The 26,380-nt window shown below is 55.4% G+C and carries 35 protein-coding genes; 26 read left to right on the top strand and 9 right to left on the bottom strand.

Annotation, left to right across the window (positions count from 1 at the left end; translation table 11 throughout):
- Positions 1 to 13 precede the first annotated feature (13 nt).
- The 24 genes from AC6IY8_RS18985 to flgL all read left to right on the top strand — a co-directional run bounded on the left by AC6IY8_RS18985 (position 14) and on the right by flgL (position 17,821).
- Positions 14 to 310, top strand: coding sequence for a FliM/FliN family flagellar motor switch protein (locus AC6IY8_RS18985; RefSeq protein ID WP_497776395.1), 297 nt, complete (start codon positions 14 to 16; stop codon positions 308 to 310).
- On the top strand, positions 307 to 696 hold the full coding sequence (locus AC6IY8_RS18980; protein ID WP_497776393.1) for a flagellar biosynthetic protein FliO: 390 nt from the start codon (positions 307 to 309) through the stop codon (positions 694 to 696). The genes AC6IY8_RS18985 and AC6IY8_RS18980 overlap by 4 nt, the downstream gene beginning before the upstream one ends.
- Positions 693 to 1,439: a flagellar type III secretion system pore protein FliP gene (gene fliP, locus AC6IY8_RS18975; RefSeq protein WP_497776392.1), complete on the top strand. Its 747-nt coding sequence runs from the start codon at positions 693 to 695 to the stop codon at positions 1,437 to 1,439. The genes AC6IY8_RS18980 and fliP overlap by 4 nt, the downstream gene beginning before the upstream one ends.
- A complete protein-coding gene (locus AC6IY8_RS18970) occupies positions 1,397 to 1,711 on the top strand; it encodes a flagellar biosynthetic protein FliQ (RefSeq protein WP_497776391.1) in 315 nt (104 codons plus the stop codon). The genes fliP and AC6IY8_RS18970 overlap by 43 nt, the downstream gene beginning before the upstream one ends.
- A gap of 14 nt (positions 1,712 to 1,725) precedes the next feature.
- The gene (gene fliR / locus AC6IY8_RS18965; RefSeq protein WP_497776389.1) at positions 1,726 to 2,478 is read left to right on the top strand and encodes a flagellar biosynthetic protein FliR; all 753 of its coding nucleotides are present in this window, start codon (positions 1,726 to 1,728) and stop codon (positions 2,476 to 2,478) included.
- A gap of 12 nt (positions 2,479 to 2,490) precedes the next feature.
- Positions 2,491 to 3,555: an EscU/YscU/HrcU family type III secretion system export apparatus switch protein gene (locus tag AC6IY8_RS18960; protein ID WP_497776387.1), complete on the top strand. Its 1,065-nt coding sequence runs from the start codon at positions 2,491 to 2,493 to the stop codon at positions 3,553 to 3,555.
- On the top strand, positions 3,555 to 5,636 hold the full coding sequence (gene flhA, locus AC6IY8_RS18955) for a flagellar biosynthesis protein FlhA (RefSeq protein WP_497776386.1): 2,082 nt from the start codon (positions 3,555 to 3,557) through the stop codon (positions 5,634 to 5,636). The genes AC6IY8_RS18960 and flhA overlap by 1 nt, the downstream gene beginning before the upstream one ends.
- A gap of 30 nt (positions 5,637 to 5,666) precedes the next feature.
- Positions 5,667 to 6,485: a FliA/WhiG family RNA polymerase sigma factor gene (locus tag AC6IY8_RS18950; RefSeq protein WP_497776384.1), complete on the top strand. Its 819-nt coding sequence runs from the start codon at positions 5,667 to 5,669 to the stop codon at positions 6,483 to 6,485.
- Entirely contained in the window at positions 6,470 to 7,474 is a 1,005-nt protein-coding gene (locus AC6IY8_RS18945) for a flagellar motor switch protein FliM (protein WP_497776383.1), read from the top strand. The genes AC6IY8_RS18950 and AC6IY8_RS18945 overlap by 16 nt, the downstream gene beginning before the upstream one ends.
- 77 nt (positions 7,475 to 7,551) lie before the next feature.
- Positions 7,552 to 8,310, top strand: a complete 759-nt coding sequence (gene fliN, locus AC6IY8_RS18940) for a flagellar motor switch protein FliN (RefSeq protein ID WP_497776381.1) — start codon at positions 7,552 to 7,554, stop codon at positions 8,308 to 8,310.
- Positions 8,311 to 8,331: 21 nt separating this feature from the next.
- Positions 8,332 to 9,174, top strand: a complete 843-nt coding sequence (locus tag AC6IY8_RS18935) for a cyclic di-GMP-binding domain-containing protein, MshE-related (RefSeq protein ID WP_497776379.1) — start codon at positions 8,332 to 8,334, stop codon at positions 9,172 to 9,174.
- Between the two features lie 55 nt (positions 9,175 to 9,229).
- Positions 9,230 to 9,604 carry an HDOD domain-containing protein gene (locus AC6IY8_RS18930; protein WP_497776378.1) on the top strand — a complete coding sequence of 125 codons (375 nt, stop codon included), beginning with the start codon at positions 9,230 to 9,232 and terminating at the stop codon, positions 9,602 to 9,604.
- Positions 9,601 to 9,981, top strand: a complete 381-nt coding sequence (locus AC6IY8_RS18925; protein ID WP_497776377.1) for a response regulator — start codon at positions 9,601 to 9,603, stop codon at positions 9,979 to 9,981. The genes AC6IY8_RS18930 and AC6IY8_RS18925 overlap by 4 nt, the downstream gene beginning before the upstream one ends.
- A gap of 2 nt (positions 9,982 to 9,983) precedes the next feature.
- Positions 9,984 to 10,493, top strand: coding sequence for a chemotaxis protein CheX (locus AC6IY8_RS18920; RefSeq protein WP_497776376.1), 510 nt, complete (start codon positions 9,984 to 9,986; stop codon positions 10,491 to 10,493).
- A 57-nt stretch (positions 10,494 to 10,550) separates the two neighbouring features.
- Positions 10,551 to 11,276, top strand: coding sequence for a flagellar basal-body rod protein FlgF (gene flgF / locus AC6IY8_RS18915; RefSeq protein ID WP_497776375.1), 726 nt, complete (start codon positions 10,551 to 10,553; stop codon positions 11,274 to 11,276).
- Between the two features lie 8 nt (positions 11,277 to 11,284).
- Positions 11,285 to 12,073, top strand: coding sequence for a flagellar basal-body rod protein FlgG (gene flgG / locus AC6IY8_RS18910; RefSeq protein WP_497776374.1), 789 nt, complete (start codon positions 11,285 to 11,287; stop codon positions 12,071 to 12,073).
- A 2-nt stretch (positions 12,074 to 12,075) separates the two neighbouring features.
- Positions 12,076 to 12,618, top strand: coding sequence for a flagella basal body P-ring formation protein FlgA (locus AC6IY8_RS18905; RefSeq protein ID WP_497776373.1), 543 nt, complete (start codon positions 12,076 to 12,078; stop codon positions 12,616 to 12,618).
- Positions 12,619 to 12,620: 2 nt separating this feature from the next.
- Positions 12,621 to 13,313 carry a flagellar basal body L-ring protein FlgH gene (locus tag AC6IY8_RS18900; RefSeq protein ID WP_497776372.1) on the top strand — a complete coding sequence of 231 codons (693 nt, stop codon included), beginning with the start codon at positions 12,621 to 12,623 and terminating at the stop codon, positions 13,311 to 13,313.
- Positions 13,314 to 13,323: 10 nt separating this feature from the next.
- Positions 13,324 to 14,436: a flagellar basal body P-ring protein FlgI gene (locus AC6IY8_RS18895; protein WP_497776370.1), complete on the top strand. Its 1,113-nt coding sequence runs from the start codon at positions 13,324 to 13,326 to the stop codon at positions 14,434 to 14,436.
- On the top strand, positions 14,433 to 14,786 hold the full coding sequence (locus AC6IY8_RS18890; protein ID WP_497776369.1) for a hypothetical protein: 354 nt from the start codon (positions 14,433 to 14,435) through the stop codon (positions 14,784 to 14,786). Before AC6IY8_RS18895 ends, AC6IY8_RS18890 begins: the two co-directional genes overlap by 4 nt.
- A 77-nt stretch (positions 14,787 to 14,863) precedes the next feature.
- Positions 14,864 to 15,163, top strand: coding sequence for a flagellar biosynthesis anti-sigma factor FlgM (flgM, locus tag AC6IY8_RS18885; RefSeq protein WP_497776368.1), 300 nt, complete (start codon positions 14,864 to 14,866; stop codon positions 15,161 to 15,163).
- 24 nt (positions 15,164 to 15,187) lie between these two features.
- Positions 15,188 to 15,529 carry a hypothetical protein gene (locus AC6IY8_RS18880; RefSeq protein WP_497776367.1) on the top strand — a complete coding sequence of 114 codons (342 nt, stop codon included), beginning with the start codon at positions 15,188 to 15,190 and terminating at the stop codon, positions 15,527 to 15,529.
- A gap of 3 nt (positions 15,530 to 15,532) precedes the next feature.
- Positions 15,533 to 16,924 carry a flagellar hook-associated protein FlgK gene (gene flgK / locus AC6IY8_RS18875; protein WP_497776366.1) on the top strand — a complete coding sequence of 464 codons (1,392 nt, stop codon included), beginning with the start codon at positions 15,533 to 15,535 and terminating at the stop codon, positions 16,922 to 16,924.
- A gap of 3 nt (positions 16,925 to 16,927) precedes the next feature.
- A complete protein-coding gene (gene flgL / locus AC6IY8_RS18870) occupies positions 16,928 to 17,821 on the top strand; it encodes a flagellar hook-associated protein FlgL (protein ID WP_497776365.1) in 894 nt (297 codons plus the stop codon).
- Between the two features lie 59 nt (positions 17,822 to 17,880).
- Here the strand turns inward: flgL and AC6IY8_RS18865 are convergent, their stop codons facing one another.
- The 4 genes from AC6IY8_RS18865 to AC6IY8_RS18850 all read right to left on the bottom strand — a co-directional run bounded on the left by AC6IY8_RS18865 (position 17,881) and on the right by AC6IY8_RS18850 (position 21,384).
- Positions 17,881 to 18,333, bottom strand: a complete 453-nt coding sequence (locus AC6IY8_RS18865) for a flagellar export chaperone FliS (RefSeq protein ID WP_497776364.1) — start codon at positions 18,331 to 18,333, stop codon at positions 17,881 to 17,883.
- Between the two features lie 10 nt (positions 18,334 to 18,343).
- On the bottom strand, positions 18,344 to 19,765 hold the full coding sequence (fliD, locus tag AC6IY8_RS18860) for a flagellar filament capping protein FliD (protein WP_497776363.1): 1,422 nt from the start codon (positions 19,763 to 19,765) through the stop codon (positions 18,344 to 18,346).
- A gap of 6 nt (positions 19,766 to 19,771) precedes the next feature.
- The gene (locus AC6IY8_RS18855) at positions 19,772 to 20,152 is read right to left on the bottom strand and encodes a hypothetical protein (RefSeq protein ID WP_497776362.1); all 381 of its coding nucleotides are present in this window, start codon (positions 20,150 to 20,152) and stop codon (positions 19,772 to 19,774) included.
- A 62-nt stretch (positions 20,153 to 20,214) separates the two neighbouring features.
- Positions 20,215 to 21,384 carry a flagellin N-terminal helical domain-containing protein gene (locus AC6IY8_RS18850; RefSeq protein ID WP_497776360.1) on the bottom strand — a complete coding sequence of 390 codons (1,170 nt, stop codon included), beginning with the start codon at positions 21,382 to 21,384 and terminating at the stop codon, positions 20,215 to 20,217.
- A gap of 264 nt (positions 21,385 to 21,648) precedes the next feature.
- Between AC6IY8_RS18850 and pruA the strand changes: the two genes are divergently transcribed.
- Together pruA and AC6IY8_RS18840 are read left to right on the top strand one after the other, a co-directional pair.
- Positions 21,649 to 23,247, top strand: a complete 1,599-nt coding sequence (gene pruA / locus AC6IY8_RS18845; protein WP_497776358.1) for an L-glutamate gamma-semialdehyde dehydrogenase — start codon at positions 21,649 to 21,651, stop codon at positions 23,245 to 23,247.
- Between the two features lie 147 nt (positions 23,248 to 23,394).
- Positions 23,395 to 23,766, top strand: coding sequence for a response regulator (locus tag AC6IY8_RS18840; RefSeq protein ID WP_497776356.1), 372 nt, complete (start codon positions 23,395 to 23,397; stop codon positions 23,764 to 23,766).
- Between the two features lie 64 nt (positions 23,767 to 23,830).
- On the opposite strand, the gene AC6IY8_RS18835 is transcribed toward AC6IY8_RS18840, so the two are convergent.
- From AC6IY8_RS18835 to AC6IY8_RS18815, 5 genes are all read right to left on the bottom strand, one after another.
- Positions 23,831 to 24,505: a response regulator transcription factor gene (locus tag AC6IY8_RS18835; protein ID WP_497776355.1), complete on the bottom strand. Its 675-nt coding sequence runs from the start codon at positions 24,503 to 24,505 to the stop codon at positions 23,831 to 23,833.
- Positions 24,506 to 24,832, bottom strand: coding sequence for a PilZ domain-containing protein (locus AC6IY8_RS18830; RefSeq protein WP_497776354.1), 327 nt, complete (start codon positions 24,830 to 24,832; stop codon positions 24,506 to 24,508). It abuts the gene before it with no gap.
- 207 nt (positions 24,833 to 25,039) lie between these two features.
- Positions 25,040 to 25,252: a hypothetical protein gene (locus AC6IY8_RS18825; RefSeq protein ID WP_497776353.1), complete on the bottom strand. Its 213-nt coding sequence runs from the start codon at positions 25,250 to 25,252 to the stop codon at positions 25,040 to 25,042.
- Positions 25,249 to 25,677, bottom strand: coding sequence for a phage holin family protein (locus AC6IY8_RS18820; RefSeq protein ID WP_497776352.1), 429 nt, complete (start codon positions 25,675 to 25,677; stop codon positions 25,249 to 25,251). The genes AC6IY8_RS18825 and AC6IY8_RS18820 overlap by 4 nt, the downstream gene beginning before the upstream one ends.
- A complete protein-coding gene (locus AC6IY8_RS18815; protein ID WP_497776350.1) occupies positions 25,670 to 26,275 on the bottom strand; it encodes a hypothetical protein in 606 nt (201 codons plus the stop codon). Before AC6IY8_RS18815 ends, AC6IY8_RS18820 begins: the two co-directional genes overlap by 8 nt.
- Positions 26,276 to 26,380: the final 105 nt, after the last annotated feature.

The following is a 26,380-nucleotide window of genomic DNA, read 5'->3' as shown; positions in this document are numbered from 1 at the left end:
ATCAGCGACCGTCATGAATGAAGCATTGCAAAACACGACTACACTTGCCCTCGTCAGCGCCACTGCGACACATCCAGAGCCGAAAAACTGGGAGGCCTTTCAGTTCCTGTCCTGCCAACTTTCCTTGGAGATTCCTGTTCCGCGATTTACCGTCCTCCGTCTCCTGAAACTCTCGCCGAATGACGTCATCGATACGCACTGGCTGCAAGGATCGGACGTACCACTGCGTGTGAATGGTCAATTGATCGGCTGGACAGAATTTGAAGTGATTGATGAAGGACTGGCCGCGCGCCTGACACAGATTGCATGAAACGTAACCGGACATTCAAAGCACAACATTCCAGCGGATGTAAGGCCACCAACAAAGACGCCATCGCGTTCACAGATCACCTCAAGGGCGCCGCGGTTCTTAAATCTGGAATTCATTTCGCGCTCCTCAGTGAGATACAGCGTGTTGTTCTCGGCTCTCTTCGATCGTTCTTAAAAGCAGTTCGCAAACATGGATCCCATCGACGCAACCTTGCATTGCTCGAGATGCAGCAACTTGGAGAGAAGCGTTTTGTTGCAGTCGTGCGGGTCGGAAAACAGAAGTTCTTGATTGGTGGCGCGCCAAGTTCCATCTCGCTGTTGGCCGAGGTGCACTCTCAACGAACCACGGCAATTGCTCCACGTCCATTCACACAGGAAACTGCATGAAGCGAGGACGCTTTTTGCTCGGGGGGATACTGTTCGCCTCGTGCGCGGCATTCGCGGGCCCCGTCCCAGCATCTTCTGTGCCGGTTACGAGCGGCGCTCCGCTGATCAATCTTGGCAGCGGACAAACACCATGGACCATCGTTGTTGTACTTACATTTCTAAGTCTGATTCCGGCTCTGCTGCTATCGATGACGCCATTTGTAAGATTGCTCATCGTGTTTCACTTCTTGCGGCAGGCACTGGGAACGCAGACCACGCCGACAAATCAAACCTTGATCGGCTTGGCTCTCGTGCTCACGTTCTTTCTGATGCAACCTGTTGGCGTGGCTATTCAACAACAGGCGATTGTTCCACTCGAACAGGGTCGAATTACTCCGTTGGCCGCCATCGAACTGGGCGCTCGGCCTGTGAAAGCCTTCATGCTCCACTACGTGCGTCAGAAGGATGTCGCGCTATTCCTCGAGCTTGCAAAGGAAGCGCGGCCGAAGAGTTCGGAAGAGCTCTCGATGCGGGTAGTAATGCCCTCCTACATTCTCTCTGAGTTGCGCGCGGGGTTTCAGATTGGGGCTGTGTTGTTTCTGCCCTTTCTTGTTATCGACATGGTCGTGGCTTCCATCACCACATCGGTTGGCATGATGCAGTTGCCGCCGGTGGTCATCTCCACACCCCTTAAGCTTCTGCTCTTTGTCATGGTGGATGGATGGAATCTACTTATCGGCTCGCTCATGCGCAGCTTCAATTGACTATGCCGTTAGAACAGGTGATCCAACTCGGCCGAATGACGTTGCAATACGCGATCCTCGCTGCGCTGCCAATGCTTGCTGTCGCAACCATCGTCTCGGTGGTGATTAACATCCTGCAGGTTCTCACCAGTATTCAGGACCAGACCGTTTCAACCGTTCCCCGTCTTCTGGCAACGGCGATCAGTGCAATGTTTCTCCTGCCATGGATGTTGCGTCACCTGGCTGCCTTTACTATTCACCTTTTTTCCGACTTCCGTCCCCTGTTGCAATGAACCGGCTGCCAGATATGCAAAGTTTGTTGGCCGCAGCCGTGTTCGTTGGCCTGCGTGTGTCGGGACTGATGCTTTTCGCTCCCGGGTTCAGCAACACTGCCCTGCCGGCGCGCACGAAAGCCATGTTTGTAATGACTGTTGTCTTTCTGCTCTGGCCCGTGGTCCCGATTCCAGTGTTGCGCTTATCGCCGATGCAATGGTCAACCGTCGTGGTCAGCGAGTTACTTCTTGGCGTCATCCTTGGCTTGCTTCTCAGCTTCATCTTTGACGCTGCGCAATTTGCAGGTCAGGTGCTGGGCATGCAGATGGGGTTTTCGCTCGCGACGATGATAGATCCACAATCGCAGGCCGACTCACCCGTGCTGTCGGTCTTCTATCAGACGATCGTGCTGTTCATCTTCTTCGCTCTTGATGTTCATCATTGGATTCTTCGCGCGCTTGTTTCAAGTTTCTACTATCTCCCCGCCGGACAAAGTGTGCTTACGTGGGGACGCGTGAATGCAGTTCTTCATACAGCTTCCGCCATTTGGATTCTCGGGTTACAGATCGCTGGCCCTGCCCTGATCGCAACCGTGATTGCAGATTTTGTACTCGCCTTTATTGGGAAAGCTTCGCCGCAACTTCCAGTGCTTTTTGTCGGCATTTCCATTAAGTCGGTTTTAGGAATGCTGGTGTTAATCGCGACCATGGGCGCTTGGCCCCGGTACTTCTCACTGCAGTTTGCGAACGCAATCCGCTGGACCGAGCAAGTACTTCATTTGACGTAGCAGGAATTTACGTTGGCAAAAGACAACAAGACCGAAAAAGCAACAGAGCACCGCAGGCAGAAAGCTCGCGAAGAAGGCCAGGTTGTACGCTCGCGTGAGTTAAGTTCAGCGGCGGCAATGCTTGCCGGCATTTCGGTCCTGGTTGCGCAAGGGTCTAGCGACATGCTGCATTGGAGACAGTATTGCAACGCTGTACTCGAACAGAGCGTTACGCGAGATCTCACAATTGTCTCGCCACTAATCCTGTGGACAGCACAGCTCGTACTGAACTGGTCTTGGAAGCCCCTTGCCGCAGCGTGGGGTGTGGCCACGCTCGTTTCACTCGCTCAGGGGGGCCTCGTATTCGCTCCGAAGCTTCTTGCGCCCGACATTGGCAAACTCAATCCGGCAAAGAGGTTGGGGCAGCTGTTTGGGATTACGACGCTGGTCCAACTCCTTAAAGCGCTGGTCCCCACGACCGCAATTGTCTATATCGCTGTGGATATTCTTCGACGCGAGTGGACTGGCCTAGGGCTTGGATTGTGGGCCTCCCCGCGCCAACTCTCGGCCCACCTGTTTAACGTACTCTTCGAAATCTTCTGGAAGTGCGCACTCGTGTTACTCGCGTGGGCCGTGGTCGATTACATTGCCATGCGCCAGAAGTTTGAAGGTGATCTTCGCATGAGCAAAGAAGAAATCCGCGAAGAAGCGAAACAGATGGACGGCAATCCGGCGACCAAGGGGCGCATTCGGCGCCTGCAGCGACAGGTACGACGGACTCGCATGATTCAGGCGGCAAAGAAAGCAACCGTGGTCGTCACAAACCCGACCCACTATGCCGTGGCGCTCGAGTATCGCGATGACATGGCCGCTCCCACCGTAGTCGCGAAGGGGCAGAACCTGCTTGCGCAGCACATCAAGGAAATTGCGCGCTGGGAAGGAATTCCCGTTATCGAGAACCCGCCACTCGCGCAAAGCCTGTATCGCACGGTTGAAGTCGGGCAGGCCATACCTGAAAAACTCTACGCCGCTGTGGCCGAGATTCTTGCCTACATCTTCCGCATGAACGCACAGCAACAAGCCCGAAGGAGATCCTGATGGCGGAAGCAAAGAAGCCATTCTTTAAGAACGTCAATTTCGATTGGATCGTGCCTGCAGCGGCTGTCGCTGTTGTGTTTGTAATGATGGTGCCGCTTCCGGGCTTCCTGCTCGATCTGCTGCTGGCAATCAGCATCACGGGTTCGGTAATCGTGCTGTTGTCTGCTGTCTATATCTTGCGTCCAGTGCAGTTCTCTGTTTTCCCCAGTCTGTTACTGTTGCTCACGCTCTTTCGACTTTCACTAAACATCGCCAGTTCGCGGCGCATCCTGCTCCACGGAAATGAGGGCACGGCGGCCGCCGGCAGCGTGATCGCAGCATTTGGTCAGTTTGTAGTCGGCGGAAATTACGTTGTGGGCTTCGTTCTGTTCATCGCGCTCATAGCGATACAGTTTCTCGTCGTCAGCCATGGAGCGGTTCGCACTGCGGAGGTCACCGCGCGATTCACGCTTGATGCAATGCCCGGCAAGCAGATGGCAATTGATGCCGATCTAAACGCCGGTCTCATCGATGAACATCAAGCTAGGGCGCGACGTGAATCCGTCGCACAAGAAGCCGAATTTTACGGAGCGATGGATGGCGCGGCACGCTTCAGTCAGCGGGATTCACTCGCCACCATCCTACTTACGGCCATCAACATAGTTGCCGGATTTCTGATCGGCGTGTTTCAACTCGACATTCCGTTCCGCGATGCGCTTAAGACCTACACGGTCCTCACCGTTGGCGATGGCCTTGTCACGATGATTCCCTCCTTACTGGTTTCCATCGCTGGGGGCTTAGTCGTCACTCGCGCATCTTCGAACAAATCTCTTGGTGGCGATCTAGGCTCCCAACTGTTTGCACAACCACGAGTCCTCTGGATCGCAGGCGGCGCCATGTTGGCCATGGCCATGATTCCGGGCATGCCGAAGTTCAGCTTCCTGCTTATGGTTGCCGTGCTTTGGGCAATGGCGTGGCGCTTGCAAAAACTGCCTCCGACAGGTGCAAAGGCGGCGGACAAGACAGGTGCTCCCACAGGAAATAAGCCTGGCACTATCCAAGCAGATTCCCTCGAAGCATTGCTAGCGCTCGACGATTTGTCACTCCAAGTCGGTTACGCGCTAGTGTCGCTGGTGGATGCCAATCAGGGAGGGCAACTCCTGCCGCGCGTGCGCGCGCTGCGAAAGCACCTGGCAACTCAGCTCGGGTTCATCATCCCAAGCGTTCACATCACTGACAACCTCAGGCTGAAACCGCGCGAATACACGGTATCACTGCGTGGCGTTGAGATTGCCCGTTGGGAAATGCTGGAGGGACAGATGCTGGCCATCAGTTCCGATCCTCAACCGCCGCGACTGCCGGGGATCGAAACAAAAGAACCAGCGTTTGGCGTTCCGGCGCGCTGGATCTCGCCGTCGCTACAGGAACAGGCGATTGCTGCCGGCTACTCGGTCGTCGATCAGACGTCTGTCCTGGCAACGCATATTTCGGAACTGATTCGCCAGTACGCGTACGAATTGCTTACCAGAGCTGAAACCAAGCGCCTGCTCGAGCGACTCAATGATTCGCATCCCAAGCTGCTCGACGAGCTCGTGCCGAAACTCATGACGCTCGGTGAGGTCCAAAAGGTTCTCCAGCAATTGTTGCGCGAGCAGGTATCGATCCGCGATCTCGGCACGATACTCGAGACCCTCGTCGAAACCGCTGCTTCACAGAAGAATCCTGTCGCACTCGTGGAAGCCTGCCGTCAGGCGCTTGGTCGATCGCTTATCAAGCCTCTGCTCAACGAAAGCGGCGCGTTGCGCGTTGTCACGCTTGATCCGCGCACCGAAGAGGAACTCACTCAGGCATTCACACCACAACTCCCCGGGAGCGGATCGCTCGCGCTGCAGCCTACGTTTATCCGGCGATTGCTCGAAGGTCTCCGAAAGCTCGTAGGAGAGAACGTCGATGTTGCCACGCCCGTAATCCTCTGCTCGGCAAACACCCGATTTCATCTGCGCCGATTGCTCGAGCCGTTTCTTCCGAAGATCGTTGTCATTTCTCACGGCGAGATTCCCGCTCTCACTCCCGTGCAATCCATTGGAAGCCTGAACGCATGACCCTGATCACATCACTTACCGAGGTCCACCATGACCAGCCCGCATAACCAATATGCTCCGCCGCCGCTCGATGAACATGAGCGAAACCGCGTCCTGATGGAACAGATGCCACAGGTTCGCTATATCGCGCGCCATATACACGACCGCTTGCCGCAGCACGTACCGATCGAAGATCTTATTCATGCCGGTGTGCTCGGATTGATCGATGCTCTTTCCAAGTATGACGAAGCGCGCCAGGTGCAGTTCAAGACCTACGCGAAATTCCGCATACGGGGCGCAATCCTCGACAGCCTGCGCGAACTCGATTGGAGTCCTCGCGATCTGCGTCGCAAAGCCCGCCTGATCGAGTCCACGACCGCGCAACTCAGCCACCAACTGGGCCGCGCACCTACAGAGCAGGAGATTGCAACCGAACTGGGGCTAACGCTTGAGTCTTTTCATCACCTTCTTGGCGACCTGGAGGGATTGGATCTAGGCAGCTTCCACGTCGAGAGCGGCGAACGGGAGTCAGGTGAAGACATATGCGAGTACCTGCCCGGCAATCCTGAGGAGAGCCCTTACTTTCTCACCATGAAATCGGAGCTGCGGCAGTTACTGGCCCGCGCCATTAAAGAACTCAGTGAGAAAGAGCAACAAGTGTTGTCTCTGTACTACTACGAAGAACTCACGATGAAGGAGATCGGTGTGACACTGGGCGTCGGCGAGTCTCGAATCTCTCAAATTCATTCCCTTGCACTTCTTCGTTTGCGCAGTCAGCTCCAAAGCCTGCTCTCAGGTAAGCAAATATCACCAAATCTCGCGGAGAACGCCATCCGGAATGCGATGGAGGGAGCATGGAGAAGGTACTGAATCAGGACGAAATCGATGCAATGTTTCGGGCAGCACTCGGACGAGGATCAGCCTCATCTGCACCAGCGCCGACGTACCAGGCATGCGATTTCAAACGTGCTGGCCAGATTAAGAAGGACCAGGTGCGCGCGATCAGCAATCTCCACGAAGGTTTTGCGCGTAACCTTACAAATGCACTAGGCGCATACCTTCGCGTCATTTTTGAGGTCAATCTGGTTTCGGTCGAGCAACTCACCTACCGCGAATTTCTCCAGCGGATTCCCGACCATGCATATCTTGCGACCTTCCAGGTGAAGCCAATGGGCGCTACAGCCACCATGAACCTTGAACCTTCGCTCGTGTTTCCTATCATCGATTTACTGCTCGGCGGAGTGGGGAGAATGAACGAGCAGGAGCGCGAGATCACGGAAATCGAAGAAGGCATCATGGAAGGGATCGTGCGCATCCTGTGCGGAGAGCTCCAACGGGCGTGGTCATCGCTGGAATGCACCTTTGAATTCGATGAGCGCCTGCAGCCTACACAGTTACAAAGACTGATGCCTCCCGGTGATAAAACCCTTTGCCTCAGCTTTGAAATACATATGCCGGAGTCGCACGGCGTGATGAATGTGGCATTTCCGGCGGTCGCATCCAATGCCCTGCTGCGAAGACTCGATCAGGAAGGTGGATACAGCCGACATCGCGGTCCCAGCGCTACGCGCGAGCGCATGATGCGTCACGCACTCAGTTTTCCCTTTGAATTCGCACTGCGGATGGAACCGGCAAGGCTCTCAATCCGTGCGCTGAGCACGTTATGTCCGGGGGATGTGATTCCATTTCCACGTCGAACCGACGCGCCAATTCAGGCGACTGTAGCAGGAAACTCCTTGTATGAAGCATTTCCAATCCGCAGTGGAAATCTACGTGCTGCCAAACTTGTGCAAATGCTGCCAACTCCGTCGCAAACTCAGCCCAGCCATTCTACTGAGCAAATCCTGAATCCGTCATGACCAACACCCTTTGCCCAGAAGTATTGCCCACACGTTCCACGATGGTTCAGTGTTTCGTGGAAGCCAGCTCCGAGGTAGTGTCACAGATTACAGCAGCCGCGACGGTTGCTGCATCGACATCAGTCGATCGAGTTACTGACGCGGATCTCACACTGCGGCTTGATGTCACCGGTGCACTCACTGGGTTATGTGAGATTTCAGTTGCTGCACCCGCGTGTGCGGCATTGGCCGCGCTGCTCACTGGTGATACGGTCAAGTCCGCGTCGAAGATTTCCAGCGAGGTACGGGAAGCGGCTGTCGAACTCCTCCAGCAAATCTGTGGTAACGCGGCGGACCGCCTTCGACGAAATTTCGGGCCATTGGAATTGAAGGCCCAACTCACGAGTCGCGCAGAAGAAGGTGGCGAATGTCACATGATCAAGCTGCCACTTGATGCAGGCGCGATCGAGTTGGAACTGCACATTGTTCATCTCACTGGGCAGAGCTCCCCTGCAACGGAGCATGCCGCGGAAAGCGAGACGACTCAGCACGCGCACTCACTTTCATCCGCGCCGTTGCTCTCAACGCATACTGGCAATCAGAATCTTGACCTGCTGCTGGATATCGAATTAACCGCCACCTTGCGGTTTGGCACCCGCGAAATGCTGCTCAAAGACATCATGGAGCTTTGTTCCGGATCAGTAGTCGAACTCGACCGCCATGTGCAGGATCCTGTGGAACTTCTTATCGACGGGCGTGTGATTGCGCGAGGCGAGGTTGTAGTCGTGGACGGAAATTACGGTCTTCGCATATTGCAAGTGGCTACCGCCGGCGAGAAAATCGCCTGCCTTTCCTAAGACTCTGCAATCAAGGAGGAAATGATGTACGGGGTTGTTGGAAAGAAATGGAACATCCAGAATACGTTGCGGCAGATCCTTCCGCGGTGCAGTCGTCCTGAGTGCAACACCGGAGCGAGTTGGATCGGCGTACTGCATCGTCCCAGTGGATTCTGGGTTAACGACCAGGATTGGCTGTGCAGCTCTCGTTGTCTTGAACGAGCAATGGAGGAGCGCCTGCTGCACTGCTTCTTTGAGGACCATCGCCCCGCCCCCGTTCGCACCAACATGCCGATGGGACTGATGATGCTTGCCCGTGGCGTGATCTCCGACGCGCAACTGCACGAAGCTTTGGCAAAGCAGCGCCATTCCGGCGAAAAGATGGGTGCCTGCCTGCAACAATTCGGTGCAATCACATTCGACGACATCGCATCCGTTGTGGCTACGCAATGGGGATGTCCCGTATTTCCATCGGAGAGAGTTCAGCCCGCGTTTTCAATGCTGCTTCCGCTCAGTCTTATCGAACGTTATCGCGTGCTGCCCGTTCACCTGGTCGCCCAGGGAAATCGCCTGTTCATGGGCTTCTGCGACGAGGTCAACCATACTGTGCTCATCTCAGCGGAGCATATACTGCGTTGCAACACTGAAGCCTGCGTCATTTCCGAAGCCAAGCTTGCCCAGGTGCTCGAATATCGCAAACGCGATACCACCGGCGAGGTTTTCGTGTCTCGACCTAAGACCGCTGCCGAAACCGCGCGCATAGTCTGCAGCTACGCGCAGCAGACCGGCACACAGGCACTCAGGACATGCGCCATCGACGGAAATATCTGGGTACGCTTTCTGTGGCGTCGTCTGCATCTCGATCTGGTGTTTGAAGCTTCCTGATCGTCTTGCTCAAGTGCACCGCTCTCGAAGCCGATATATGTGTTGAGCGGCACAGATGATTGAACCCCGGAAAACTCGAAAGCACAATGTCATCCCTATCACATCCGCCACCGGCTTCAGAGGTACGCGATTCGGTGCGGAACTCATCGCTCCGCATTCGGGTGCGATTGACTTGACCGTGTTATCCTGCGCAATCCGAAACAATGGAGCGCTGGCAGCCAGGATCATGCGTAGCGTCGCCAACGAATTCCGGCGACCTTGCTCGCGGCTTGAGGACGCGGTTGTGCTGCTTGGCAGCAAGCGCTTGCGTTCACTGCTCTCCTCCCCAGTTCCCTTTCGCAACAAGCAAGTGCGCAACCGCAGAAAGCGCTCCGCCCTATCTCTCCCTCGACCACTCCTGTTCGACAGTTCTACAGAGGTTACATCATGAGTCAGATTAGAGCTTTAATCGTGGATGATTCTTCCGTCATGCGTAAGATCGTAGAGCGCTCTCTGCGCCAGGCTGGAGTTGATTTGGCACCCGTCGTAGAGGCCGGAAATGGCGCAGACGCTTTGGCGCTGCTCGCTTCACAATCCGTCGATCTGATCTTAAGTGACATCAACATGCCTGTAATGGACGGACTGGAATTTGTCCGGCAGTTGCAAGCAGTCGAAACACTTCGCGGCATTCCCGTGGTCATGATCACGACGGAAGGAAGCGAGACGAATGTGATGCAGGCCCTCTCGTATGGGGCAAAAGGCTATATTCGCAAACCATTCACACCGGACCAAGTGAAAGAGCACGTCCTCCCAGTGCTGGGATTATGACCATGACTATGACGGCAAATCAGTCGCTCTTTCGTGCGGACAGGAGTGAATGGAGGTCCCTGCTGGAACTTTCGTTGCATGAGGTCTTCGAGATCATGCTTGGCACTTCATTGCGCACGTGCGGAGACGCGCATACGGCAAATAGCAGCGGCGACTTCACCGCGTTGATCGGGCTAGCCGGAAGTTTGCGCGGCGTACTCAGCATTACTTGCTGCGATGCCGCCGCCCGCTACATGGCGAGCAAGATGCTCGACGTCGCTGCGGATGAGGTTGATGATGACAGCCTCGATGCGCTTGGCGAGATCGCCAATATGGTTGCGGGCAACTTCAAGGCCAAGCTTACCGGAATCGGAAATCTCTGCATGCTCTCAGTTCCCACGATCATTGTCGGTCGTGACTACACGGCTCATTCGCTGGCTGCCGGCGAGAGGATCGAAGTGCTGTGCATGTTTCAAAACTTGCCCGTATCCGTCACACTGGAGATTCACGACAGCCCCTTAAGCCATTCCTAAGAATTCTTCAACACACGTGGCACTTCGCTTGCTGTGTTCTTGGGCGGAGTTTTGCCCATGAACAACGGCATCTATACTGCCAGCTCCGGGCTCCTTGCACGCACACAGGAACTCGACCTGGCTGCTAACAATCTCGCCAACGCAAACACCAGCGGCTTTCGCGGAGAACGTGTCAGTTTCAAGACGCAAATGATGACTGCGTCTATGAGTGCGTCGGCGCGGGCCGTCAACTCATTTGGAGTGCTCGGCTCGCGCCGCACGGACATCTCTCAGGGCACGATCGAGCAGACGGGCAATCCACTCGACCTCGCACTTGAAGGCTCCGGCTATTTTGCAGTGCAAGCGCCTACGGGCATTCAGTACACGCGAAACGGGACTTTCCATATCACGCGCACTGGCGCGCTGGTAACGTCACAAGGCTTCCTGGTGCTCGGGGAGAATGGCCCTATCACGTTGCCATCCGGGGATGCCGAAGTTAGCGCAAATGGCGTTCTCTCAATCCATGGCGAGATCGCCGGACAACTGAGACTCGTGGACTTCGACACGAGCGTTCCACTCACATCGCTTGGTGATTCCTACTACTCCGCGCCGACTGCTGCAGCCACCGCACCCGCCCAGCTGACGGTGCGGCAGGGCGCTCTTGAGAATTCAAATGTAAGTGCCGTTGCTTCGGCGGTCGGCCTCATTGAAATTCAGCGTAACGCTGAGATGATGCAACGCGCTCTGAGCACCTTCCATACCGAGTTCAATCGAATCGCAGCCGAAGAGCTGCCGAAAGTTTAGGAGTATCCATGTTTCGTTCGCTCTACACCGCTGCCAGCGGAATGACTGCACAGCAGACCAATCTGGATAACATTGCGAATAATCTGTCGAACGCCAACACGGCGGGCTTCCGCAAACGTCGAGTTCAGTTCCAGGACATGATGTATCAGAACATGGTCACGCCCGGCGCGGCTGCGACGCAACAAACTGTTTCCGCGGGATTGCAGATTGGGCTCGGCACTCGCGCCGCGGCTACAGAGATCTTGCAATCTCAGGGTGATTTCCAGCAGACCGGAAACCCCTTGGATTTGGGGATTCAGGGCCTTGGATACTTTCAGGTGCTCACGCCATCGGGGCAGATCGCGTACACGCGCAGCGGCAGCCTCCATCTCGACTCACAAGGCAACATCATCACCGCGGATGGGGACGCCCTGCAACCGGCCATCACGATCCCCGCCGATGCCACGGCGATCACGATCGGCTCGGACGGAACCGTGTCCGTAACACAGCCCGGACAAACGCAATCGCAACAGATTGGGCAGATCCAATTGGCCACGTTTCCGAATCCGGGTGGCCTGAACAGCATTGGCGGAAACCTGCTGATGCCGACCAGTTCTTCGGGCGATCCAATTGTCGGCAATCCTGGCGGCTCGGAAGGAATCGGCACTCTCGTACAGGGATCGCTGGAGCAATCGAATGTGAATACGGTCGAAGAGTTCATTCAGATGATTCTTGCCCAGCGCTCCTATGAGGCGAACTCTCAGGTAGCAAAAGCTGCCGACCAGATGTTCCAGGAAGTGAATCAGTTAGGGAAGTAACGATGAACTCCACGCGACAAGTTCCTAGGATCACATGCGCGTTGCTGATGGCCAGCGTTGCGGCGCACGCCTCTGAAGGGGGCGGTGAGCGGCAGATCACTGCACGCTGGCTTTCGCGCGAATTGGGGGAGCAAATCGAAGCCTCGCAGATCATCTCTTCCTCTCTTTCAGAGTCGCTGGATGGCTGTCGCGTCGTGCGCATCCGAACAACTAGCACCAGAGCAACATCTCTCTCGGTACATTGCCCAAATCGCATCCCCGCGATAGTTCTCCTTGCCGCAACTACTACAACAGGGAGACCCGCGGTCCAAACAGATGTTTTGCCGGCAAAAACGCCTGCGGTAGTGCACCCGGGTTCGTTGCTCCGTGCTGACTGGCACACGAATAACATGCGAGCGAAGCTTACTGTGATCGCCCTTGAGGCAGGAGCAGTCGGTGCCGAGATTCGAGTACGCATTAGCCAAAGCAACCGAATTCTTCATGCGCGGGTCGTCGACGCGCACACGGTTGTCGTGGTGGATGAGAGACGCAGAGGAGAGAGCTAACGATGAGACCCGTCGATGTTTTCGCCGCCCTCCTAATGATAGCGATATGCTCGTCTCCGGTTAGCGCCGGAAACAAAAAGGAAAAACAGCTCAATTCGCTCGATGGGTACCTCAAGACTCTGCCCTCATCGATCCCCGTGCAGCCCACAAGCACTCGCGGAAGCCTCTTCACAAATACTGGAGTGCTTTCCCAACCATATGCAGACGTAAAGGCACATGCGATTGGCGACACGATTTCCATACACATCGTGGAGTCCACAACGATCTCGCAAAGTGGAACCCTCGCCAGCCAAAGAACCTTTGATCATTCAAGCGCGGTGACTGGCGTAGGGGGCCAGGCACCCTCATTTCTCAATCCATTGCTCACGGCGAACTCAAACACCAAACTGACCGGAGCTGGATCCTCCGACTCGAAGAGTTCCTTGAACACCGTGCTCACCGCGCAAGTGGTGGCCCTGCTTCCGAACGGATCCCTTGTTATCGAGGCTCGACGCCAGGTGCTCGCCAATCAGCAGCATGAGAGCCTGGTGTTACGAGGCGTGGTGCGCACCGCTGACATCGCTCCGAATAACTCCGTGTACTCTTACCAGCTCTCAAACCTGCAACTCGAGGTGAAAGGCAAAGGCGTGATCAGCGACTCTGTCCGCCAGCCCAATATCGTCATGCGCACCCTGTTGCGGGTGATCGGTTTTTAACGGTTCACGTATGAGACGAACATTCCTGCTCTGCTTAGTTCTCGTCCCCGCATTCGCTGCGCTAGCGTTCACGTCAGACGTTTCTCCCTCGCGGAAAGTTCGCATACGCGAGATCACGAGCGTGGAAGGTGTTCGCGAGAATTCTCTGATGGGCTATGGCCTTGTTGTCGGGTTGCGCGGCACGGGCGATCAGAAACAAACAGTCTTCACTACTCAGATGTTGAGCAATGTAATGTTACGCATGGGTATGCAGGTTCCACCAACTGCAATCACAGTTAAGAACGTGGCCGCAGTATTCGTCACTTCATCGCTCCCACCCTTCGCACGACCGGGCACGCAGATGGATGTGGTCGTCTCTTCCATCGGTGATGCTAAGTCGCTTGAGGGTGGAACATTGCTTTTCACGTCATTGCATGCGTCCGATGGCACGATCTATGCGACTGCGCAGGGTCCGATCACGATCGGCGGCTACAGTGCGGGCGGAGGCAGTGTCAGCAAGCAAGTAAATCATCCAACAGTCGGACGCATCGCCAATGGAGGAGTTGCCGAGCGCGATGCAGCGCCGGATCTAAGCAACGTATTCTCGGTGGCCCTGCTCTTACGCGAGGCTGATTTCACAAATGCCCAGCTTGTAGCAAACAGCATCAATGCGGAGTTCAATCGCAAAGTAGCTTCTGTGATCGATAGCCGGCGAATCGAAATTGCGTCTGCGGGCCAGGATGTTCCCGCTCTCGTGGCTCGCATCCAGTCACTTTCCGTTGAGGTGCTTGCACCCACTCGCGTGGTCGTCAACGAGAAAACCGGAACCATTGTCATGGGGCACGACGCGCGGCTCAGCGCTGTCTCGATCTTGCAGGGCTCTCTCTCGATTGAGATCGCCACAACCTATCAAGTGTCTCAACCCAATCCGCTTAGCAAAAACGGTGAAACAACCGTAGTTCCGCAAACAACAGTGAATGCTAAAGACGCTCCGGCAAAAAGGATTGAACTGAACGAGGGAGCGACGGTCGAGCAACTCGTGAATGGATTGCAGGCCATCGGTGCTAGTGCGCGCGACGTCGTTTCGATCTTGCAGGCGCTCAAGGCTGCCGGAGCCCTGCAAGCTGATTTGGAGGTGCTATGAGTTCGCCACAAGGTCTCCCGATACCCACGTCACTGTTGCGCGATCCAAAGCAGTTGCAAATTCAGCTACGGAACGAGCGCGCTACTAAGGGAGCTCAGGAGTTTGAAGCGTCGCTATTCAGCTCGGTTCTCGAAAAGATGGAGAAGAGTCTCTCGATTGAAGACGAGGAGAACAATGATGCCGGACACGACACCTGGGCAGCAATGGGTGTTCAAGCCATTTCTCAATGTCTCGCACAGCGCCACATGCTTGGAATCGCAGACATGATCGAGCGCTCACTCAGCATCACTGATTCTCCCGGCACTCCCGTAACGGAACAGCGGACCAAGTTGAGCGCGAAACAGAAATAAATCAGCTTTCGCACTTAAGAGACTGAAGTTTCCAGTTGATTTGTCGATAGGTTCTTCAGAAGGAGCAAAACAGTACCATGGATCTCCGAATTCAAAGTCAAGTTCAACCCGATATCGAACCGGCCACCAATCTTAAGGGCGCGAACTCGCAGGCAATTCCCGCACATGGCACCGGGCAGTGCGATTCGAGTCTTCATCCGGTCGAGACCGCCCAGGATAAGGCATCCATCAGCGGCGCCACTGTTCAACTCTCTGGCGATATCCCCATCCGTCAGGATCGCGTCGATGCTTTGCGCGCGCAGATCGAGGGCGGAACGTACAAGGTGAACGCGCATGCCGTTGCCAATGCCATGTTCCAGAATCTATTCCGTAGCTAAAGCATGCTATCGCGGACGACAGCAATGACCTGCGCACCTGAAAATCACGAGGTAGCAAACACCCTGCTTTCGCTCTCATCTGCCATATCGGATGCAACAGAGGCGCTGGTTTCGTGGGACCTTGCGATGTTCGAAGCAGCTGTCGAGCGCCAGCGCGAGTTGTGCGGCAGATTGTCATCCTCTCCCGCACGGAATCGAGAACTGTCGCGCTGGAAATCGTCCGAGATTGTGCGAAAGGTACTCCTACTCAATCGCGTGTACGAACGACTCGTGCAGCAGTCTCTCTCCTGGACGCATACGCAGCAATCAATTCTGCAATCCGGAGGCGCGCTGCGCACCCATGCTTCCGTCCATTTCCGAGGTTGAAACATGTCTGGTCTCAGCGCTGATCTGTCCGTCTCCATGTCATCCCTTCTTGCCGCCACCGAGTCGATGGATGTAACTACAACGAACATCTCCAACATGAACACGCCAGGGTATGCGCGTCGTCGTGTGATTCTTGAGGAGTCAAGTCCAACCGGCACCGATGGGGCCACGACCGGAGTGGATGTCAAAGGCATCGAGAGCCTACGCGACAACGTGCTGGAGCTACGGATCAACTCCGCTACTTCACAACAGAACCTGAGCAGCAGTGTTTCCGCGTCACTGTCAACAATCGAACTCTGTTTCACCGATTCAGCGTCGGGCTCCATCGGATCGACTCTGGATGCTTTTTTCAATTCTCTCCAGTCGCTATCCACCTCCCCGACGAGCACTTCACTCCGTTCGAACGTACTGACAGCCGCCGGCAATCTTGCCTCCGCATTTCAGAGCACAGCATCGGTGATCAGCGAGTCGCAGCATCAGCTGGATCGATCGGTGGTGCAGGGTGTCGACGACATCAATTCCCTGCTTCAGCAGATCTCCGTCACCAATCATTCCATCGCCACGGCGCAAAATACAGGTCAGAGTTCGAACACGGCCGAGGACCAGCGCTCCGCTCTCCTGTCACAACTCTCGCAGTTGATAGATTTCAAGACCGTCAACAGCGATGACGGTCTCACTTTGACGACCGCAGATGGAACACCATTGGTTGTAGGAAGTAGGGCTTACGCGCTTTCCAATTCGCTCAACGCCGCTGGCATGAACAACATCTACTCCGGAGGGGTGGATATCACTGATTCGATTCACGGCGGCAACGTGGGCGGCTATCTTCAGAGTCGCGATCAGACGCTTGCCTCCATGGCGAGCGAACTCGATCAGTTCGCATTTCAGTTCGCTCAAGCTGTAAACGATGTGCAAGCATCTGGGTCCGATCTCAGCGGCAACGCGGGTGTGGGGATGTTCAACCCTCCTGACACCACGAGCGGAAACGCGAACGGCGCAGCATCTTCCATCAAAGTTGCACTCTCGAATGCCTCGCAGCTCGCGGCAGCGGCTTCGGGCGGCGCGTCAGGAGACAACTCCAATTTGGCCAAGATGCTCGATCTGCAAAACCAGGGCATCATCAACGGAAGCACCCCGGGCACGACGTACGCCAACATGGCTTTCACGATTGGCAACACGATCTCACAGGCGAACACCGACGCAACCGCCATGGGCAACATTGTCTTGCAACTGCAGAATCAGCAAGGAGCGATCTCGGGCGTGTCGCTCGACGAAGAATCCGCCAACCTGCTTATGTACCAGCGCAGCTTCCAGGCGGCAGCCAAGATCATTACGACCATTGACACTCTAATGGGCAATCTGCTCGATATGGGTGTCAATAATCCGGGATATTAATCAATGAGAGTCAATCCGAACTACACCGCCGATATGGTGTCCCTGCTTAACAGGTCACAGCAGGACGAAACCACTGCCCTGCAGGCGCTAAGCACTGGGCGTCGAGTGAACAAGCCCTCCGATGGCCCCGCCGCTGAGGCTTCGATGATTAACGAGGTCTCCAAGTCCTCTGCCGCCGATCAGTACACAGCAAACTCCGAGTCGCTAAAGCAAGTACTCAACACAGCGGACAGTACTCTAAGTTCAGCGATCACGATGCTGCAACGCGCTGTCACCCTCGGGGTTGAGGGAGCGAACGGAACGATGAACCAGACGAATCTCACTGCCATTGCTTCCGAGATTTCGGGCATCAAAGACCAAATGCTATCGCTCGCGAATACGGCGTATGCTGGGCAATATGTCTTCGGCGGCACCGCTACCGGCACCCCTCCTTATCTTAAGGATGCGAACAATCCCGATCAGATCAGCTATGTCGGCAACGATCAACAGAATAGGGTTCAGATCAGCACCGGGCTTTCGATCGCCGCGAATCTACCTGGCAGCAGCATCTTTTCACAGCAGAACGCAAATGTCTTCGATGCCTTGCAATCGATGGTCGACGCTTTACAATCAGGCGATTCAGATAACATCGCCTCCGCTGGAACGGCCATCAGCACGGCGCTGAACGCTGTGAACACATCGCGTGTTTTCTACGGCAACACGGTCAACGAGCTGACGTCGAACGAATCATTCCTGAACCAGGAGAAGGTTAACATTGCGGGTTATCAGAACACTCTGGTGGCAAGCGATGTTGCCACTGCAACCACCAATGTGACGCAAGCCGAGTATGCGCGGAACGCCACGGTTGCCGCAGCGGCCAAGATGAATCAGGTCAGTCTTCTCGATTACCTTCGATAAACTCCGCAAACTGTGAAGGCCGCCTTGATGGCGGCCTTTTCAATTTGATTACTGAATTGCTACGCGCTCCAGGCTCCGCTCTGAATGCCTGTTTCGCCCGTCCCTATTGCCCACGGCTCCGGGACAGCTTCGGAAGGCTGCGACTGTTCTTTTACCTTAACCCACAGCTCTCTCACCTGCTGCATCGATTCGAGAATTTCTTCGAACAATCGTGCGCGACGCTTGATCTGCGCCTCGAGTATCTTGGCGCGTGCAAGCGAGTAAAAGCGATAGAGGTGTTGCGCAGCATCTCCACCCGTCTCCATCTGCAATGTTCCCTGCAATTGCTCCAATGCGCTCAGTGCATGCATGAGCGCATTCGAACGCGCTTCGATTTCGCCGGCTCCGAGGTGATGAATCGCCTTACGGATGTCGCCGATGACGATGTCGTAAAGCATAATGGTGCACTCCACGCTGCTGGCGCCGCGAATGGCTGCCTCTCGATAGCTCCTGCTGACTTCCGACTGTGTCATTCCATTCTTCCTAGCTATTGCTGTTCGTGTTCTTGAACCCCAACTCGGTATTGATCTGGTCCATCGTCGACGGAAAGGTTTTCAGTAATGCATCTAGTGCGCTGTACTTTGCTATGAGCGTCTGTCGCATAGTGACCAGGTTCGCTTCGAGATGGTCGATGCTGTCCTGATCCTGCTGATAGTTGTTTTTCAGGCTGTTGATGTCCAGAACGATCGGGCTGTCCATTGGATCAGTCAAGTCCGTCAGAGTGGATGAAAATCGCTGTGCGAAGCTGGATGTATCGGCGTTCTGAAAGAAGTCCTTCACATCGTCATAGTTGTTGTCGAGCGCGCTTGCCAAAATCGTGCTATTGAGTGAGAGCGTGCCGTCATTCGCCATCGTGATTCCGAGCGAGCCTAGGGTCTTGAAGCTCGCATTGGCGCTGGTGACAACCGAAACGGCAGAAAGCAACAACGACTGGACATCGCGCGCCGCGGAATCAGTTTCCAACACGCCCGAGGTAGAAGACGCCGAGGCGGTGGATGTGCCAGCGGCATACTGAAATTGATTATTCAGGTCGGTGACCGCCGCGTTAAAGGCGGAGATGAAACTGTTCACTGCGGCCGTGATCTTGTCTTTATCCGGCGCTATGTCGAGTGTGATTTCCTGCGCCGACGTCCCTGTCAAATCGAGCGTGACATCTGGAATCGCAGACGTGATTTTGTTAGTCGATGACGTAACCGGCACTCCGTCAATCGTGAGGCTGGCATCCACTCCTGCCATATTTGTAAAGCTGAGCTCCTGAGGAGCCGAGGTAACCGTGACGCTTGCCGCCGCGCCCGATGCAGTGGACATCAAAGCCAAGCGCGATCCAGTCGCATCCGCAATGATGGAAGCTGTAACACCAGCATTCTGCTTGTTGATGTAATCGGCAGCTGCCGACAGCGTAGTGGTTGAAGAGGTCGTAATGTTGCCATCCGCGTCGGTCACGCTGTCGCCCGGAATGCTGAGTGTTTGCTGTTTTCCTGCTACGGTAAACACAAGATCCCCGGCGGTGATGGGTGAACTGGAGGATTGGAGTGCATTCGAATAGCTCACGCCGGTCGTGGCCACGTTTGAGATCGTGATTCTGTGGCTTCCTGCCGCAGCGTTGCTGGCCGTGGTTGCTGACATTACTGAGCTGTTGGAGGACGAGGCACTCAAGGTGGCAAACACACCGTCGAACTCAGTCAAACTCTGGAACGAATTTTGAATGGCGGCAACTTCTGTCTGCAACGTCGCCAGCGCTGCTTCTTGATTGGTGATGGTGGTCTGGTCATTCTTCCACGTCGTCTCGGGAGTCTGCTTACTCTCGATGATTGCTTCAACGGTGGAAGTGACGTCAATGCCCGCGCCGCTCGTATAGCTTGTTCCCTGTATCAGTGCTGTGCCGCTGGTTGACATTGTGCTCATGCCTATTCAGGAACGCTCGTCAAATAAGGTTCCGGTCGAATTTTCCTCTGATTCTTGATCGTCAACGCCAACCTTGGGTTCTCGGGCTTCTAATTCCTGCACGCATGTCCGGGAACCGCCAATTACCTCGTTGACTACTTTGAGGTCGTCATCATCGGCATCGGCTGAAGTACTCCGAAGTTGCGCGCCACGCCTCCTCTTCCACTTCTCTTCGAAGTCCTCTCGCTTTCGCCAGCGCAAAGCTTCCTGCTCTGCCGAAGCAACTTCCATCGGAGGACGTCCTTCTTCGGTGAGCAATTCTCGATCCCTTTTGGTTAGAGAATGCTGAGGAACGGCGCTGGCTGGCGGGATCTCGCGACACACCGGGTTGACGGAATCGATGGCCAACAGTCTCTCCTAACGAAAAAGGGTGAAGCCCATCCAAGGCTTCACCCAGTTTCGTGGCTAGCTTACTGCAACAGCTTCAACAGTGCCTGCTGCATTTGGTTCGACTGCGAAAGAGCCGAGATACCGGTCTGGGTCAAAACGTTGTACTTGGTCATGTTGCTCACTTCGGTCGAGATGTCGGCGGAACTGATGCTGTCCTGTGCCGAGGTGAGGTTCTGGATCTGGGCGTTTTCGACGTTTACCGCCGCATTGAGCTGGTTGATGCCGGCGCCGATGTTGCCGCGCAGCGCAGCAACCTGGGCGATTGCCGTGTTGATGGAGGTTAGTGCGGTTTGCGCGTTCGCGGCCGAGGTGAGGTCGTTGCTCGCAATGCTCACGCCGTTCATATTGCTCGAGCTCAGAGAGTTCATATCTACGCTGATACTGCCGCTGCCAGTGCTGGTCGCGTCACTCAGATAAACGCTGAACGTGCTCGAATTGTTGACCTGCGCAGCGGTTTCAGCCGACGAATCAGAGCCGATTTTGAGCGTGCTCGTGTTGTCCTGAAGATTGGTGGTGCTGTCCTTCGCCGTGCCATCCGTGACGGCGACCTGCAGATTGCCCTGGCCGTCCAGCGAGGCGACCAAAGCGCCATTGCTGTTGGTGTTGATGTCGTTGATCAAATCACCGACAGTGGCATCCGAAGCCGATGAAGTGAAGGTCGATGCGCCCGACGCGCCCCACTTCAATTTGACCTGACCGGCAGTAATCGCCGTCGCCATGCCGGATGCGTTCGTTGCTGTGAACTTCACCTGAGAGTAGTTCGCTCCGGTGCCGGAGAACACGGCCGAACCGTTGTACGTGGTCTGCGAGCCGATGTTGTCGATTTCGTTCTTGATTGCCTTGAATTCGGTATTCAACGCGGTGCGCTGGCCATCAGTTACGGTGCCGTTGGCCGATTCGGTTGCCAGGGTCACGGCGCGATTCAGAAGGCTCGTGATCTGTGAGAGGGCACCATCGGCGACCTGCAGCTTTCCGACACCGTTGGTCGCGTTTGCCGACGACTGCGTCAGAGCAGTGATGTTGGCAGACAATCCATTCGCGATCGACAGACCAGCGGCATCATCTGCACCAGAATTCAGCTTTGAACCAGAGGACAGGCGGTACAAAGTCTTCTGCAACGAGGCATTGGTCATCGACAACTGATTCTGAGCAGAGAGGGACGAAACATTATTCAGGACGCCTAGTGACATGGTGATCTCCTTCTTGCCTCCGTGCGACGCCGGCCCTATTGCCGAATCTTTCCGCCGAGGCCATTGCTACATACACCAGAGTTATCGGCTGCTTTTCGATTGGCTTTAGCCTGATTGAATGTTTTTGAACCTGAAGTCAGAAAATCTCTTCAACTACTCTCTTTCGGGCAAAACCTACCTACCTCATTCTGAAATGCTAGAATCGTCCGTTACACCAACCGTGCGGATCATCATGGTCCGCAGCGCAGGATCTGAGAGGAATGCATGGCCACCGTACAAAGCACTGTTGCACCAACTACCGTTGAAACCGCCGCAGTCACGCCGTTTAAGAACGAACCTTTCCTGGATTTCACTCGAATGGAGAACGTTCGAGCCATGCGTGAGGCGCTCGACAAAGTGCATCGGCAACTCGGACGCGAGTACGAGAATGTGATCGGCGGGCATCGAATGCGCACCGAAGCCAAGATTCAGTCCATCAATCCGTCTCACCCTGAACAAGTCGTAGGCGTGTTCCAGAAAGCCGGAGCCGAGCAGGTCCCCACGGCCATCGACGCCGCGCTCAAGGCATTTGAGACCTGGAGCCGCACCCCGGTCCAGGAGCGCGCCGAGTTGCTGTTCCGCGTCGCTCACACAATCCGGGAACGCAAGTTCGAGTGGGCTGCCTGGATGGTGTACGAAGTTGGCAAGAACTGGGCCGAAGCAGATGCCGACGTGGGCGAAACTATCGATTTCGCCGAGTTCTACGCACGTGAAGCTCTGCGCCTCGACAAGGCTCAGACTCCGATTCAGCTCCCCGGTGAGCAGGACGAACTGCGTTACATTCCGCTCGGTGCTGGCGCGGTGATTCCACCTTGGAACTTCCCCTCGGCCATCATGGCTGGCATGACCATGGCTGCCATTGTCACGGGCAACACGGTGGTGTTAAAGCCCAGCGGCGATGCCATGACCATCGCAGCGAAGTTCTTTGAGGTGCTGGAACAGTGTGGTATGCCCGCAGGTGTCGTGAACTTCGTCACTGGCAGCGGAAGCAGCTTCGGCAACGAATTGGTCAAACATCCCAAGACTCGCTTCGTCGCCTTCACTGGATCTAAAGAAGTCGGGCTGCATATCAATGAACTCGCCGCGAAAGCACAGCCTGGCCAGATTTGGATCAAGCGCACCATCCTCGAAATGGGTGGAAAAGACGCAATTCTTGTCGATGCCGATTCGGATCTGGATGCAGCTATTAACGGCGTGATGGCTTCGGCCTTCGGCTTCAGCGGCCAGAAGTGTTCTGCTTGCTCCCGCGCCATCGTTGATGAGCGCGTGTACGACAAATTTGTGGAGCGCCTGAAGGACAAAGCTGAAAAACTCACGGTTGGCCCTGCGGAAGAGAACCCCAACATGGGTCCGGTCATCAATGAAGGAGCCCGGAACTCCATGCTGAAGTTCATTGAGAAGGCGATTGCGGAAGGTGGACGCCTCATTACCGGTGGACATGCGGTGGAGGGCAAAAACGGCTACTTCCTCGAGCCAACGATCATCTCCGAAGTGAAGCCAGGCGACACCATTGAGCAGCAGGAAATTTTTGGCCCAGTACTGGCCGTCATTCGCTGCAAGAACTTCGACGACGGACTACGCATCGTGAACGATACTGAGTTCGGCCTCACAGGCGCGGTTTACACAAACTCGGAGGACAGAATCGCTCAGGCAAAACAGGAGTTCCACGTAGGCAATCTCTACTTCAACAGAAAGTGCACGGGAGCCATGGTGGGAGCGCATCCATTCGGCGGATTCAACATGTCTGGAACCGACTCCAAAGCTGGCGGCCCGGACTACCTGCTGCTGTTCACTCAGGCCAAGTCGATCGCACGCAAAATGTAAAGTTGGAGGCCTCACTTTCTAAGCTATTTTCGGCTGTTGAAAGTGAGGCTTTTATTTGACAAGCAGGCATCCCCTGCAGACAATTACTTCAGTATTACGCCTTCCGATGGCGTAATCGCATTGAGCCCGCAGCATCTAAAGGATTTCATGGCGCGAATTCTATGCATTGATGATGAACCGCACGTCGTAAAGCTGAAGTGCGCGATTCTCGAACAAGCAGGACACGAAGTGACACCTGCCACATCGGCACACGACGCGATCGAGTTGATGACGTCTAATGAGTACGACGCTGTCGTTACCGATTGGCGACTTGGCGACGGCAATGGAAGAGGTGTGGTGCAGGCTGCCAAGAACCACTCCACCATGCCGGTTGTGGTTGTGTCCGGTTACGTCGCAGAGGCTTACCAATCAGCCGAACCGCTTGCCGACCTGTATCTTGAAAAACCAGTGAATCCCGAAGAGCTCGTGACAATTGTGAATGAGTTGCTAAAAGCGAGCGAGCGGGCTTCCCGTCACTAAGCTCAGTCTTTGCTATGGCAAACGCGGCTCATCTGAGCCGCGTTTTTGTGTATAGAATGCCGAACTAGTTAGCGTCCACCGGAGGAGCAGTGCACATTCCTGCCGCGCTTGCGGCCGCTGCTTCCGCAAGAATACGATGGTGGATCGTGAACAACGCCAATTCTAAGCGATCCGAAACGCCGATCTTGTCGTAAACGTTTCGAAGATAGTTCTTCACCACCTGCTCGGTCGTCCCAAGCAGATTCGCGATTTCCTTATTCTTAAAACCTTGAACGATGAGCGCGACGATCTTCAATTCTTTTGGTGTCAGGCGATCGCGGACACGTGCTCCAACGTAGTCATCCGAATCCGCGTTATTGGCAACCGTTCGCAGATCCTGAACGTAAACTTCACCCGCGCTCACTTTCCGGACGCATCGGAGTAGTTCGGCGCCATCCACAGAGCGGAAGATCAACCCTAGAACGCCCGCGTTCAGATAGCGTTCTGGCATTTCGTTGGCCTCGGCAATCACAACCAACTGGATTCCGGACTCCCGAGCCTGTGCAACCAGGCTGGCAGTATCTGGCAGGAATCCAGACGCGTAGATCATGACCGACCCGCGGAACTTTTCGATTGCCACTCGGGCCTGTTCCACAGTCTGGGCCTGGGCGACTATGCGAACATCGTCCTCAACGGCCAGAACCTTGGCAATCCCCGCCCGAAAGATCGCTTGATTGTCAGCCAGAATCACTTTAAGCATTCATTCGCTCCCAACTTCCGCATCGCGCACTAATTCATAACCTTCAATGACACAGGCCACGCCTGTTCGTCCGGACTCCTGATCCAAGTCGCGCCGCACTACACGTCCTTGGCAGTGCAGACGGACATCATTGCTGGACCCTATCGTCTCGCCGGGGATCCTGATCTCAAACTCAATCGAGTCGTCCACAGCCATGACCCCATCCACCAGCAGATAAACACCTGCCGCACTTATGTTTGAGGTCTCTCCGCTCGACGTCTTCTGGTTCCCGAGTACCTTCAGGGGCAGTTGCACAGGAAACCGTTTACTCGTACGGATATCGGACACGTCCGCCCTCCCGCAACATCGGCTGCGATGACTTAGGTAACTTGTAGCTGCTTTGGATTATTACACGATAAAAGGAAATCAGGATAGTACGGATTTTGCCTTAGGCGCAGAGGAATCAACTGCTTAACGGGGGTACATACTACGATTCCTCTGCCCGCAAGGTTTGAGAGGCAGGTTACGAAAGTGGGTTTTTACCTCTTCAAGGCGCTAATCAGTAAACGCTCCAGCAATACCATATCCGATCACTAAGGCAAGCAGTCCACCAACCGCCGACGCTTTCCAGACATGCGCACGGGCCGCCCTTTGCACGTCTAATTTCTCACGCACACTGCTGCGCAGTTCGGTGACGGATTGATGAAGCCGCTCCCTCTGGTTTGCGGCTCGCTGTTCGAGTTCATCGGATGGAAGTGAGTTGGTCATCGCTCGTTCCTCGCTTCATTCTGCAACCAGATTTGATCCTGCTTTAGCACGCGCAAAGTGCGCTCGGGCTTCATGCTTCGAGCCTTGAGCCTGCTCACTCCAAAGCCGATTGCCGCACCACCAATGACGAGGAAGAGACCTCCGACGATTCCAAATCCCGCTGCCCACGCTCCCGCCCCGCCACCAAACGCCATGGCAATCACCGCGATCAGAGCCACGCAGAGAAAGACCAACGCAAGCAGCGCCAGCACCGCACCCACGGCAATGGCCGGAATGGCTGCCTTTGCGATGGCAACCTTCTCCTTCATCTCGGAGCGAAGCATCTCGATGCGAGTTGACGCAAACTCCTTCAGCTCCTCTTTGAAGTCGCTCAGAACCTGCGCTATGGATTTTTCTGGTGGGTAATAGTTAGGACGGCTAGCCACGTCGCGACCTCCTGATACGAAGTGCCACGCCAAGGATGAAGCAGGCCCCGGCTGTGGCAGCAATTGTTTGTAGCGGATAAGTGTCGCCTAGCTCCTCGGCGCGGGCTCTTGATGCGGCAAACGTGCGCTGCGCCTGATGGCGGAACCGTTGCAGTCGTTCACCGAATACCTTGCTCCATTCATCGAGTCTCTGCGCGGCTTGGCGGCCAGCAACGGAAACTTCCTCCTGAATGTTCTCCACCAGCTGTGCCGCACGTTCTTTTCCTTCATGAGCGAGCTGCGCGGCGCGTTCTTCCGCGGGACTCTGACCGCCTGTTGCCGGGCGCCGCACCAGTTCCAGACCGCGGCGCATCTGGCGTTGAGCCATGCCGACGGCACTTCCAATTCGCTCAGCGGTGCCGGACATAGCGCCTCTGCCACCCTGTTCAACGGTAAATCTGGAAGTTCTCTCCTGCCCCTCGATTTCGGGTTTCAACGGGAGCGGCTGATCGATGGGATCCGTCAGCGTCGGAGCGGTGCCCTCGACAGGAGGTGCAACGGGTGGGCGCGCTTCTGGTTCTGGCAGGCCTTCGTTATTTTCAGGCAGAGCTTCGGACATCGTATTCCCTCACGTCAAAACGTAAAGGTGTGATGTGCGGAGACGCCTATGCGTTGGCACCATTGACCGATGATGGGAGCGATCAGCACAAAAAATGCGCCATCT

The sequence above is a fragment of the Koromonas soli genome (assembly GCF_059726265.1).
The sequence above is the reverse complement of the archived record's forward strand: the minus strand, read 5'-3'. Positions and strand labels throughout refer to the sequence as shown.